Raw genomic sequence first — 12,534 nt, forward strand, 5'->3', positions numbered from 1 at the left:
CAGCCACCACAATTGGGTCATGAGCCAATGGCAGGAGACTCGTGAGCGGGTACGCGAATTCGCCCTCGGGCTCCCCGGGGCCTACGAGGACTTCCCGTGGGGCGAGAGCGTCGTCAAGGTCAACAAGAAGATCTTCGTCTTCCTGGGGCCGGACGATGAGACGGACAAGTGGGAGCCCAGGTTCTCCGTGAAGCTGCGCGAGTCGAACGGGCACGCGCTCAACCTGCCGGGTGCCACCCCGACGGGGCACGGCCTCGGCAGGGCCGGCTGGGTCACGGTCCCGTTCTCCGACGACGTGCCGGACGCCGTCCTGGCGTGCGACTGGGTGGAGGAGAGCTACCGCATCGTGGCCCCCAAACGGCTCGTCGCCGAGCTCGACAACTCGCGGCCCGAGTGATGGGCACCACGAGCGCAATCAATCCCGAAGCACTCGATGCTCTGCTGCTCACCGGAGGGCTCGGCTCCGGGAAGACGACGGTCGCCGTCGCCGTGGGCGAGCTGCTCGGGGACGCTCCCCACGCGGTCATCGACCTCGACTGGCTGTGCTGGTGTACGGGCGCGGCGGTGCACGAGATGCTCACGGCCAACCTGCGGGCTGTTGCCGCCAACTTCGCGGCTTCCGGCGTGCGGCGGCTCGTGCTGGCGCGGGCCCTGCTCGAACCCGCACACCTGGCGGCCGTACGGGAGGCGGTTCCCGGCGCCGCGCTCACGGTCGTCCGGCTGACCGTGTCCGAGCGGACCGCGCGTGACCGCCTTCGCGCACGCGACCGGGGAGCCACGCTCGACGGCCATCTCGCCGAAGTGGCGGACTTCGAACGGGCGGTGCGGAGCGCGGCGCCGGAGAACGCCGTCGTCCACAACGACGGCCGTCCTGTGGACGAGGTCGCCCGCGAGGTACTCGACCTGTGGACCAGGGGGTTCAGTAGTCGACGGCCGCGTCGATGATCCAGTCGGCGAGATAGCGGGCGAAGGACGCGCGCACCAGCACCCGGAATTCGTCGTCCTCGCGGGCGACCAGTATGACCTGCGCCCGCGCCAGCATGGTCTGGGCGCAACGGCCGGGCCCGAACACCGACGGATGCAGATCGAGGGAGCATCCGTGCGCCAGCAGGTCTCGCGCGCCCGGCCCCGCCACCAGAAGGGTCGTCCGCTGCGCCGAGACGTCGGTGACGGCCATGTCCTCCGAGCGGGGAAGGTCGGCATCTCCGATCACCAGCCACTCGTCGGGCCCGAGCCACAGCACGTCGGCCTCCCCCGAGCGCAGCCATGTCCCCGGCTCGACCGGCAGCCGCAGCCCCAGGGAGGACGGGACCCGGGCGGGGTCGGCCCGCACGTTGGTCTGCCGCAGGAACGGAACCTCCCGCACTCGAAGCCGCCCGTCCGCCACCCCGTCGAACCCCGCCAGCGGACTCACCCGCTCGACCTTGTCACGATGTCCTGGACGTGCGCTGAGCCGTTGGGGGGTCGCTGGGTCAGCCATCTCGGCGGGCTCCCTCGGGGTCGTAGAGGACGTGGTGGGTGACCGTCACCGGGATCAGGCGATCGCCGACCGGGGCGTACAGGCGCTCGCCGATCCGGTCCCTGCCGCCGCTCACGAGGGCGAGCGCGAAGGTGCGGCCGAGCGCCGCACTTCGGTAGCTGGACGTCACGTGACCGAGCATGGGCACAGGTGGCTCCGGCAGCCGGTCGAAGGCGACGAGCTGGGTGCCCTCGGGGATCAAGGTGCCGGGGTCCTCGGGGAGTAGGCCTACCAGGTGGCGGCGGTCCGGGCGGGTGGTGTCGGGTCGGGCGAAGGACCGTTTGCCGATGAAGTCCGGCTTCTTCTTGGAGACGATCCAGTCCATGCCGAGGTCCGCGGGCGTCACCGTGCCGTCGGTGTCCTGGCCGACGATGGGGTACCCCTTCTCGGCCCGCAGGACGTGCATGGTCTCGGTGCCGTACGGCGTGACCGCGCCGGTCGCCTGGATCGCCTCCCAGAGCGCCGGCCCGTGCCACCAGCTGACGTTGATCTCGTAGGCCAGCTCACCGGAGAAGCTGATCCGGCAGACCCGTGCCCCGATGCCCGCCACCTCGGTGTCCCGCCAGGTCATGAACGGGAAGCTCTCGGTGTCCACCGCCAGGTCAGGGGCGAGCCCGGCCAGCACGTCACGCGAGCCCGGCCCGGCGAGCGCGACGGTGGCCCACTGCTCGGTGACCGAGGTGCAGTGGACCCGCAGGCCGGGCCACTCGGTCTGGAGCCACTCCTCCATCCAGTCGAGTACGGCCGCGGCGTTGCCCGTGGTGGTGGTGACCAGGAACCGGTCGGGGGCGAGGCGGATGACGGTGCCGTCGTCGAACACCATGCCGTCGGGCCGGCACATCACGCCGTAGCGGATCGCGCCGACCTTGAGGGTGCTCATCATGTTCGTGTAGAGCCGGTCGAGCAGCTCGGCGGAGTCGGGGCCCTGGACGTCGATCTTGCCGAGGGTGGAGGCGTCCATGGCGCCGGTGGCCTGCCGTACGGCGCGGCACTCGCGCAGCACCGCGGCCTCCATGTCCTCGCCGGGACGCGGGTAGTACCAGGGCCGTTTCCACTGTCCGACGTTCTCGAAGAGGGCACCGTGCGACACATGCCAGTCGTGTGTCGCGGTGACCCGTACAGGGTCGTGCAGGGCACCCCGGTCGCGTCCCGCGAGCGTCGCGAAGGAGACCGGGACGTAGGGCGCGCGGAACGTGGTGGTGCCCAGCGCGGCGACGCCGACCCCGAGCATCCCGGCGACGACCGCGCTGGTCAGCGTCCCGGAGGTCTTGCCCTGATCGTGTGCCGTGCCGGCGGTCGTGTACCGCTTGACGTGCTCGGCCGATCGCAGCCCGGCCTCCGTGGCCCGCTGGAGGTCGGCCACGGTGACGTCGCGTTGCAGGTCGACGAAGTGGCCGGAGTAGTCGTCGGCCGGAACCAGCCACAGATGCTCCGCGGACACGTCCGGAAGCGGATGGGAGGGCAGCGGGAAGCGGGATAGGTCCGGAAGCGGATGCGAGGCCGGCGTCGAGCCGGACACGTCCGGAAGCGGGCGCGCGGGCAGCGGGGAGCCGGATCCGGCCGCCTCGCCGTCGGCCAGGCATCCCGCCAGGGTGAACACCCCTCGCGCCGAGCCCACCACTTCGACGGCCTGCGGGAACCGGCCGGCCGGGACGAACGCCGCCAGCGCCTCGTCGTAGCGCGGTTCTCCCCCGGACTGGCTGAACAGGTGGATGACGGGGTTCCAGCCGCCGGACACGAGGAGCAGGTCGGCTTCGACCGCACGCCCTCCGACTAGGACCGCCCGCACGCCCGCGTCGTCCGGGCCGCCGACCACGCCGGTGACGAGCCGCCCCTCGCGGGCGTCGGCGATCTCCGCGATCTCCACGCCCGCGTCCGCGAGGTCGCGGGCCGCGTCGTACGCGCTGTCGCCCGTCGTGAAGACCACCGCCCGCCGCCCCGGCAGCACGCCGTACCGGTTCACGTACGCCCGGGCGGCGGAGGCCAGCATGACGCCGGGCAGGTCGTTGCCGCCGAAGGCGATCGGCCGCTCGTGCGCCCCGGTCGCGAGAACGACCCGGCGGGCCCGGATGCGCCAGACCCGCTCCCGCGTCACCGCGTCCTCGCCCCGGCGCTCCACGGCGACCAGGTAGTTGTGGTCGTAGTACCCGACGACGCTCGTACCGAAGAGAACGCGCACGTCAGGCAGGGTCGCGAGCTCGGCGGCCACGTCGCGTGCCCAGTCGGCGCCTGGCCGGCCCTCCACCGTCTGGGCGGTGTCGGGCAGGCTGCCTCCGGGCTGGAAGCGGTCGTCGGCGAGGATCACCCGGGCTCCGGTGCGGGCGGCGGCCAGCGCCGCCGTCAGGCCCGCGGGGCCCGCTCCCACCACGAGGACGTCGCAGTGCGCGTGTGTGGCGTCGTAGCGTGCCGGGTCGGGCTCCGGGGACAGCCTTCCCCGCCCGGCGAGGCCGGTGGCGGCCAGCCCCTCGTACAGCGGGATCGTGGTGGCCTGCACCATGGGCTCGGGGAAGGGCCGTTCGATCTGGACGACGGCGTTCGGCTCCTCGGTCCACGCGCCGAAGATCCCGCGCGGGCGGCCGAGCGTGACGCTGGTCGCGACCTTGCGCACGCCGTTGGCGAGCAGGGCGGCGGCGAGCGTGTCGCCCCGGTACCCCTCGTAGGGCGTGCCGTCGAAGGTGAACCGCAGCACCTCGCCCCCGCGTCCGGCCCGGCGGCGCGTCATCGCGAACCCCCGATCTCGTTGGTGGCCGTGTCCCTGGTGAGGTTGAACCAGCGGCGGCACCCGGCCGCGTGGTTCCACCGTTCGTCGAACGGGCCCTTGGGGTTGTCGCGGAAGAACAGGAAGTGCGCCCACTCCTCGTCGGTGAGCGCGCCCGGGTCCGGCGGGTACGCGACGTGCGCCTGGCCGCCGTACCGGAACTCGGCCTCGTCGCGCGGCCCGCACCACGGACAGGGGATCAGCAGCATCGGTGGGGCTCCTTCAGTGGGCCACGGCGGCGGCGCCGTGCTCGTCGACGAGCGCCCCGGTGATGAATCGTTCGAGGGTGAAGGGCGCGTTGAGCGGGTGCGGCTCGTCATTGGCGATCGTGTGCGCGTAGCACCAGCCGACGCCGGGCGTGGCCTTGAAGCCGCCCGTGCCCCAGCCGCAGTTCACGTACAGGCCGCCGACGGGGGTGAGCCCGACGATCGGCGAGGCGTCCGGCGTGACGTCGACCACCCCGCCCCACGTACGCAGGACGTGCGCGCGGGCGAAGATCGGGAACAGCTCCAGCGCCGCCGCCATCTGCCGCTCGATGATGTGGAAGGCGCCGCGCTGGCGGTAGGAGTTGTAGGCGTCGATGCCCGCCCCCATGACCAGCTCGCCCTTGTGCGCCTGGCTGACGTAGACGTGCACCGCGTTCGACATGACGACGGTCGGGTGGACGGGTTCGAGCAGCTCGGAGACCAGCGCCTGGAGGGGATGGCTCTGCACCGGCAGCCGCAGCCCGGCCATCCCGGCCACGACCGACGAGTGGCCGGCGGCCGACATCGCCACCCGGCCCGCCGCGATGTGTCCGCGTGTCGTACGCACGGCTCGCACCCGGCCGTCCGCGACCTCGACGCCGGTTACCTCGCAGTGCTCGATGAAGTGGACGCCCATCGCGGAGGCGGCCCTCGCGTACCCCCAGGCGACGTAGTCGTGCTTGGCGATGCCCGCCCGTGGCTGGTAGGTCGCGCCGAGCACCGGGTACCGCGCGTCCTGCCTGACGTCGACGATCGGGCAGACCTCCTTGACCTGCGCGGGGTCGAGCCATTCGGCGTCGACGCCGTTCAGCCGGTTGGCGTTGACGCGGCGCACACCGTCACGCACGTCCTGCAGGCTGTGGGCGAGGTTGAGCACGCCGCGCTGACTGAACAGGACGTCGTAGCCGAGGTCCTCCTCCAGCCCTTCCCACAGCTTCAGCGCGTGGTCGTAGATGCCCGCGCTCTCGTCCCACAGGTAGTTCGACCTGATGATGGTCGTGTTGCGCGCCATGTTGCCGCCGGCCAGCCAGCCCTTCTCCAGCACGGCGACGTTGGTGATCCCGTGGTTCTTCGCCAGGTAGTAGGCGGTGGCGATGCCGTGCCCGCCGCCTCCGACGATCACGACGTCGTACGAGCTCCGAGGCTCGGGGCTGTCCCAGAGCCGGTCCTGCCCGGTCATCGCTCTCCCCCCCGATCCGTACGTCATGCGCGCAGCCGTTTCATGGCCGGGTCGAACAGCGGTTCCTCCGCCACGACGGCGGCGACGCGCTGCCCGAAGTAGCTGATGTGGACCACCTGCCCAGGGGCCGACAGCGCCGCGGGCAGCCACGCGTAGGCGATGCCCTTGCCTATCGTGTAGCCGTACGCGGCGCTGGTGACGTACCCCACGCAGGCGTCACCGTCGTACACGGGCTCCTTGCCCATCACGACGGCCGCGGGGTCGTCGACGGTCAGGCAGGTCAGGCGGCGGCTCACCGAGGCTCGGCGCTCCGCGAGCGCGGCCCTGCCGATGAAGTCGCCTTTGTCCATCTTCACGGCGAAACCCAGCCCCGCCTCGAAGGGGTCGTGCTCGTAGGTCATGTCGGTGCCGAAGGAGCGGTAGCCCTTCTCCAGGCGCAGGCTGTTGAACGCCCCGCGCCCGCCCGCCACGACGCCGTACGCCTGCCCGGCCTCCCAGAGCGTGTCCCACAGCTTGAGCCCCATGTCGGCCGTCGTGTAGAGCTCCCAGCCCAGCTCGCCGATGTAGGACAGGCGCAGGGCCGTCACCGGCACCGAGCCGATGTACGCCCGCTTGGCCCGGAAGTAGCGGAAACCCTCGGCCGAGAAGTCGTCCTCGGTGAGCGGGGCCACCAGGTCACGGGCACGCGGGCCCCAGACGCCGACGCAGCAGGTGCCGGGCGTGATGTCCCGGATGGACACCTCCGGTGGCCGGTGCCTGGAGAGCCAGTCGAGGTCCAGGTTGCCGTTAGCCCCGACCTGGAAGAGGTCGCGGCCCAGCCGGGCGATGGTGACGTCGCTGCGGATGCCGCCGTCCTCGTCCAGCAGCAGGCAGTACGTCACGGAGCCGATGGACTTGCCGGCATCGCCGGTGGAGACGCGGGAGAGGAAGGCCGCCGCGCCCGGCCCGCTGACCTCCAGCCGCTTCAGCGCCGTCATGTCGTACAGCGCGACGCCCTCTCGCGACGCCTGCGCCTCCGCGCCGACGATGGGCGACCAGTAACGCGCCGCCCAGTCGCCTGGCACGGGGATCTCCCTGCCCTCGGCCAGCCCGGCGTTGGCCTCGTACCACTGAGGGCGCTCCCACCCTGTGGCCTCCAGGGGGAACGCGCCGAGCTCGCGCTGGCGCGGGTGGAATGGGCTCACGCGCAGCGGGCGGAGGTTCTCCGGCGGCTGGAGCGGATGGATGATGTCGTAGACCTCGACGAAGTTCTGGCAGTCGCGCGTCAGGACGTACTCCGGGGCGAGCTGGTGCGGCTCGAAGCGGTTCACGTCGCACTCGTGCAGGTCGAACGACGAGCAGTGCCCGTCGGCCAGCCACTCGGCCATGGCCCTTGCCACGCCCGCCGAGTGGGTCACCCACACGGCCTCGGCCACCCAGAACCCCTTGACCTCGGCGGACTGCCCGAGCAGCGGCATGTTGTCGGTGGTGAAGGAGAAGAGGCCGTTGATGCCCTCCTCGATCTTGGCGTCCCGCGTAGGGGGCAGGAGGGACCGGGTCTCGGTCCACGCGTCGGCGAAGTCGCCGGGGGTGAACGGCGTCACCGACGGCATCACCTCGGCGTCCCGCACCGAGGCGATCGCCTCGGGCCGCACCGGCATCGGGCGGTGGCCGTAGTAGCCGACGGCCAGCCGGTCGAACCGCTCCCGGTAGTACAGGTCGGCGTCCTGGTGGCGCAGGATCGGGCGCGTCGCCTCCTCGGCCTGCCCGCTCAGCGCGGGGACCGGGCCGGTCCAGGCGAGCTGGTGGGCGAGCGGGGTCAGCGGGAGGGCCATCCCGACCATTCCGGCGACCTTCGGCCCCCAGATGCCCGCGCAGCAGACGACGAGGTCGGCGGGGAGCTCTCCCTTGTCGGTGACCACGGCGGTCACCCGGTCGTCCTCGACGCGGATGTCCAGCACCTCGTGCCGGTCCAGGACGCGCACGCCCCGGTCACGGGCAAGCGCGAGCTGCGCCTCGACGGCACGTACGGCCTTGGCGATGCCGTCGGTCGGGACGTACAAGCCGCCGAGCACGCGGGCGGGGTCGAGCAGCGAGTGGCGCTCCACGCACTCCTCGGTGGTCAGCAGGTGCGCCTCGACGCCCCAGGCGGTGGCCCAGCCGTGCCGCCTGCGCAGCTCGGCGAACCGCTCCGGCGTGGTCGCCACCTCAAGACCGCCGACCTGCAGGAAGCATCCGAGCCGCATGAGCTTCTCGACGGTGTAGCGCGCCATCTCGGTCATGGTCTTGGACGGGTTCGTCTGGAAGACCAGGCCGGGGGCGTGCGTGGACGAACCGCCGGGCGTCGGGACCTCGCCCTGGTCCACCACGGTGATGTCGTCCCAGCCTCTGGCCGACAGCTCCTCGGCGAGCGCCGCGCCCACCACACCCGCTCCGATGACGACGACCCGGGGGCCCGTCATAGCCACCTCCGTTGCGCATGATGAACCGTGGTGCGCTTGCCGCAACAAGCGTGACCCGCCGCGAAAGGGGTGTCAAGACCGGGACCACGACGGGCACGCGAACGCCGCGCCCGCTGCGGGGGTGCGGGCGCGGCGTGCAGAAGACGGCGTACAGAAAGAAGACCGCGCGAAGAGGACCGCCTGAGGAAGACGGCGCGGGGAAGACGGCGCGGAGAGGGCGGTCAGCTCGTGGGGAGCCAGGCCTTGACCTTGTCGGGGTTGTCGGTGACCCACTTCTTGGCGGCGTCCTCGGCCGACATCTTGTCCTCGGAGATGTACTTCGCCACGAGGTTCTGGTCGTCGTTGGTCCAGGTGAAGTTCTTGACCAGCTGGTACGCCGGGCCGCCCGAGTCGGCGAACTTCCTGCTCACGATCTTGTCCAGCTCGTACGGCGGGTAGTCGCACGCGACCTTCGCGGCGTCGGCGTCGCACCCGTCGGTGTACTCGGGCAGGTTGACCTTGACGAGCTTGACCTCCGACAGGAACCACTGCGGCTCGTAGAAGTATCCGAGCATCGGCTTCTTCTGGGCCTCCGCCTGTCGGAAGCCGGTGATCAGCGCCGCCTCACTGCCGGCGTAGACCACCTTGTAGTTCAGGTCGAGGTTCTTGACCAGGGCCGCGTCGTTGGTGACGAACGAGGGGTCGCCGTCGAGCAGCTGGCCCTTGCCACCGGACTCGGAGGTCTTGAACAGGCCGGCGTACTTGTCGAGGTTCTTCCAGTCGGTGATGTCGGGGTACTTCTCGGCCATCCACGGCGGCACGTACCAGCCGATGACACCCTTGTTCCCGGTCGGGCCGAGCTCGACCGCGACCTTCTGGTCCTCGATGTACTTCTTCTTCAGGTCGTCGTGGCCCCAGTTCTCCACGACCGCGTCGACCTCGCCGGTCGCGAAGCCCTGCCAGGCCACCTCCTCCTTGAGGTCCTTCTTCGTGACCTGGCAGCCGAGCTCCTTCTCGGCGACGTACGCGATCACCGCCGCGTTCGCCTCGTACCCGACCCAGGGGTTGATCGCGATGTTGACGGCTCCGCACGCCTTCGCCGAGGGCGCCGCCGCTCCTGAGGCGGACGGTGTCTCTCCCACCTTCGCGCCACCGCACGCGGAGACGAGGAGGCCGGCGGCCGCCACCAGCACGACCGCCCTTGGCCGTGCGATCCTGGAAAATGTCACCAAGGTCCTCCTGTATAGAAAGCCGCCTTGCGACGGCCGATGTCCACCCGTGACGGGCCTTCCAGAACTTCCGCTAGTGCCTCCCGTGGGCGGCGGCGTCGGCGCGCCGGGCCGCGGTCTTGGTGATCGCGGCCAGCATCGTGCCGAGCACGACGATCGCGAGGCCAGCGGCGAGGCCCTTGCCGCGCAACTGGAGCTGGGAGAACCCCGACACGACGTCGTAGCCGAGCGCGCCCGCGCCCACCAGGCCGCCGACCACCACCATGGCGAGCACGTAGCAGAGCCCCTGACTCGCGGCGAGGGCGACGGCGCTGCGCGCCATCGGCACCTGCACCTTGGAGATGATCTGCCACGTGCTCGACCCGGCGGCCGTCGCGGCCTCCACCGCGCTCGCGGAGACGCCCCTGATGCCGTCGGCGACGAGCTTGGTCGCCACGGGCGCGGCGTAGAAGACGGCCGCGATGATCGCCGTGAACCGGGTGGCGCCGAACAGGCCGAGGATCGGTACGAGGTACACGAAGGCGGGCATGGTCTGGCCGGCGTCCAGCACCGGGCGTATCACCCGGTCGGCGCGGTCGTCGCGTCCCATCCAGACCCCGGCCACGATGCCCAGCGCCATCACCAGCACGGCCGCCACGAGCGTCGCGGCCAGCGTCACCATGCTGTCCTGCCACAGCCCGAGCGCCACCAGCAGGGCGAGGCACGCGGCGCAGACGACCGCGACCCGTACGGTCGCGAGGACCAGCGCGGTCACGGTCACCACGAGCAGTACGAGCCACCACGGCGAACCCGTCAGCACCGCCTCGAACGGGTTGAGCAGGCCATAGGTGACGAGGTTCTTGAAGCCGTTGGTGTAGGGGTAGAGGTTGGCCTGCGCCCACTGGCTCGCCGCGTCGGCGGCCCTGCGCACGTACGAGCCCACGTCCGCCTCGCCGGGGAACTCCGCGGCCCACACGTAAACGTACGACAGGTAGACCAGCACGACGGTGACGGCCGCCACCGCGGCGACCTGGACGCGGCGCCAGAGCGGCCCCCGCGCGCGGCCCGCGCGGTGGGCGGCCTCGACACGGTGGCCGGCCGCCGAGGTCACCCGGTCGAGCACGATCGCCATGATCACGATGGCCAGGCCGGCGTTGAAGGACGTGCCGACGTCGAGCGTCTCCAGCGCCTTCAGCACGGTCTTGCCGAGCCCGGGCGCGTCGATGAGCGCGGCGATCGTCGCCATGGACAGCGCGGCCATGATGGTCTGGTTGACCCCGACGACGATGGTGCGCTTGGCCAGCGGCAGGCGCACCTTGCTGAGGAGCTGCCACGGGGTCGACCCCAGCGACGTACCCGCCTCCACGGTGGTCGCGGGCACCTGCCTGATCGCGTGCGCGGTGATGCGGATCGCGGGCGGGATCGCGTAGATCATCGTCGCCACGGTGGCGCTGGCCGGGCCGATGAGGAAGAACAGCGTGAGCGGAGCCAGGTACACGAAGGTCGGCATCGTCTGCATGAAGTCGAGCACGGGGTTGACGAAGCGGTTGAACCGGTCGCTCAGCCCCGCCCAGACGCCCAGCGGGATGCCGACGGCGAGCGACAGCACGACGGCGGCCAGCGTCAGCGCCAGCGTGTCCATGCTCTCCTGCCACAGGCCGAGCAGCCCGAAGGAGACGAAGCCCGCCAGGGTCAGCAGCGCGACCCTGAGGTTCCCGTACAGCCACGCGACGGCCGTGGCGACGCCCACGACGCCGAGCCACCCGACCACCGGCACAGGGCGGCCGAAGGACGGCTGGCTGATCAGCGCCTGGATGAACCTCACGAACTCATCGATGAAGAGCCTGATGTAGTTCACGAAGTACAGGAAGAAGGGGTTCTCGTTCCTGCTGTCGTCGATGGCGTTCGCGGCCTCGCTGATGCGCTCGTGCAGGGGGGTCAGCTCGGCGCCGCCGAGCGGCAGTGTGGCGTGCCCCCGGAAGAACGCCCACAGCAGGACCCAGGCGGCGAGGATCCCCGCCAGCAGGTACGGGCGTGACCACACCGGCCTGCGCGCCGTCACCGTCGCCGTCACCTGGCGCTCACCCCCTGACGTCCGGGCACGCTCATTCGGCGATCACCTCGAGGATCTCGGTGCTCCCGACGACGCCGAGCAGCTCACCGTCCGACACCACCCGCACCGGACGGTCGGCGTGCAGGACGGTGTGTACGGCGTCCCTGATGACGACGTCGGGACCCAGCTCGGGCCCGTCCAGCGCGTCGCCGTCGCCGGGCGGCCTCATGATCCACTTGAGGGTCAGCACGTGCGAGCGGGACACCTCGCTCACGAAGTCCCGCACGTAGTCGTCGGCGGGGGCGCCCACCACCTCGTCGGGGGTGCCGGTCTGGACGATCAGGCCGTCGCGCATGACCAGGATGCGGTCGCCGAGCTTCAGCGCCTCGCTCAGGTCGTGCGTGATGAAGATCATCGTCTTGCCGACCTCGCGGTGCAGGCGGATGACCTCGTTCTGCATGTCGCGGCGGATCAGCGGGTCGAGCGCCGAGAACGGCTCGTCGAAGAACAGCACCTCGGGGTCTACCGCCAGCGCGCGGGCGAGGCCCACCCGCTGCTGCATGCCGCCCGAGAGCTGGTCGGGATAGGACTCGGCGTATCCGGTCAGCCCCACGAGGTCGAGCATCTCGCTCGCCCGGCGGTGGCGGGAGTCCTTCTTCACGCCCTGGATCTCCAGGCCGTAGGAGATGTTGTCCAGCACCCGCCGGTGCGGCAGCAGGCCGAAGTGCTGGAACACCATCGCGAACCGGCGGCGGCGCAGCTCGCGGAGCTCCTTGTCACCGGCCTTGCGGATGTCCGTGCCGTCCAGCAGCACCTCGCCCGCGGTGGGCTCGACCAGCCGGGTCAGGCAGCGGACGAGCGTGGACTTGCCGGACCCGGACAGGCCCATGACGACGAAGACCTCGCCGCGCCGTACGGCGAAGGAGGCGTCGCGCACCGCCGCCACGCAGCCCGTGCGCTCCTTGAGCTCGGCCCGCGAGAGCTCCGCGAGCGGCGTTCCCGCCACCCGGTCGGCCCGGGGCCCGAAGACCTTCCACAGGCCGCGCACGTCGAGGATCACCGGCTCCTCGTCCGTGGAGGGCTGCGAGAGCTCGGCCGGCGACGTCGCGGTCATGGTCACCTCGCGGTTCGAGGGGGGGTGGAGGCCGGTC

10 protein-coding genes are annotated in these 12,534 nt (G+C 71.3%); 2 read left to right on the forward strand and 8 right to left on the reverse strand.

The window, feature by feature from the left end:
• The first annotated feature begins 19 nt into the window (after positions 1–19).
• Both ACOZ38_RS43765 and ACOZ38_RS43770 read left to right on the forward strand, forming a co-directional pair.
• Complete coding sequence (locus ACOZ38_RS43765; protein ID WP_424536708.1) at positions 20–397, forward strand: MmcQ/YjbR family DNA-binding protein; 378 nt, start codon at positions 20–22, stop codon at positions 395–397.
• Entirely contained in the window at positions 397–945 is a 549-nt protein-coding gene (locus ACOZ38_RS43770; protein WP_424536709.1) for a hypothetical protein, read from the forward strand. Before ACOZ38_RS43765 ends, ACOZ38_RS43770 begins: the two co-directional genes overlap by 1 nt.
• Here ACOZ38_RS43770 and ACOZ38_RS43775 read toward each other — a convergent pair.
• The 8 genes from ACOZ38_RS43775 to ACOZ38_RS43810 form a co-directional block, all read right to left on the reverse strand.
• Complete coding sequence (locus ACOZ38_RS43775) at positions 920–1,480, reverse strand: sarcosine oxidase subunit gamma (protein WP_424536710.1); 561 nt, start codon at positions 1,478–1,480, stop codon at positions 920–922. The two genes, ACOZ38_RS43770 and ACOZ38_RS43775, sit on opposite strands and share 26 nt — an antisense overlap.
• Positions 1,473–4,241 carry a 2Fe-2S iron-sulfur cluster-binding protein gene (locus ACOZ38_RS43780; protein WP_424536711.1) on the reverse strand — a complete coding sequence of 923 codons (2,769 nt, stop codon included), beginning with the start codon at positions 4,239–4,241 and terminating at the stop codon, positions 1,473–1,475. The genes ACOZ38_RS43775 and ACOZ38_RS43780 overlap by 8 nt, the downstream gene beginning before the upstream one ends.
• Positions 4,238–4,486, reverse strand: coding sequence for a sarcosine oxidase subunit delta (locus ACOZ38_RS43785; protein ID WP_424536712.1), 249 nt, complete (start codon positions 4,484–4,486; stop codon positions 4,238–4,240). The genes ACOZ38_RS43780 and ACOZ38_RS43785 overlap by 4 nt, the downstream gene beginning before the upstream one ends.
• 13 nt (positions 4,487–4,499) lie before the next feature.
• On the reverse strand, positions 4,500–5,702 hold the full coding sequence (locus ACOZ38_RS43790; protein ID WP_424536713.1) for a sarcosine oxidase subunit beta family protein: 1,203 nt from the start codon (positions 5,700–5,702) through the stop codon (positions 4,500–4,502).
• A 23-nt stretch (positions 5,703–5,725) separates the two neighbouring features.
• The gene (locus ACOZ38_RS43795) at positions 5,726–8,143 is read right to left on the reverse strand and encodes a GcvT family protein (RefSeq protein ID WP_424536714.1); all 2,418 of its coding nucleotides are present in this window, start codon (positions 8,141–8,143) and stop codon (positions 5,726–5,728) included.
• A gap of 221 nt (positions 8,144–8,364) precedes the next feature.
• Positions 8,365–9,351 carry an ABC transporter substrate-binding protein gene (locus tag ACOZ38_RS43800; RefSeq protein ID WP_424536715.1) on the reverse strand — a complete coding sequence of 329 codons (987 nt, stop codon included), beginning with the start codon at positions 9,349–9,351 and terminating at the stop codon, positions 8,365–8,367.
• A 73-nt stretch (positions 9,352–9,424) separates the two neighbouring features.
• Complete coding sequence (locus ACOZ38_RS43805) at positions 9,425–11,404, reverse strand: ABC transporter permease (protein WP_424536716.1); 1,980 nt, start codon at positions 11,402–11,404, stop codon at positions 9,425–9,427.
• A gap of 31 nt (positions 11,405–11,435) precedes the next feature.
• Positions 11,436–12,497, reverse strand: coding sequence for a quaternary amine ABC transporter ATP-binding protein (locus tag ACOZ38_RS43810; RefSeq protein WP_424536717.1), 1,062 nt, complete (start codon positions 12,495–12,497; stop codon positions 11,436–11,438).
• Positions 12,498–12,534 lie beyond the last annotated feature (37 nt).

The sequence above is a fragment of the Sphaerisporangium viridialbum genome (assembly GCF_049674955.1).
GTDB classification, from domain to species: Bacteria; Actinomycetota; Actinomycetes; order Streptosporangiales; family Streptosporangiaceae; genus Sphaerisporangium; species Sphaerisporangium viridialbum.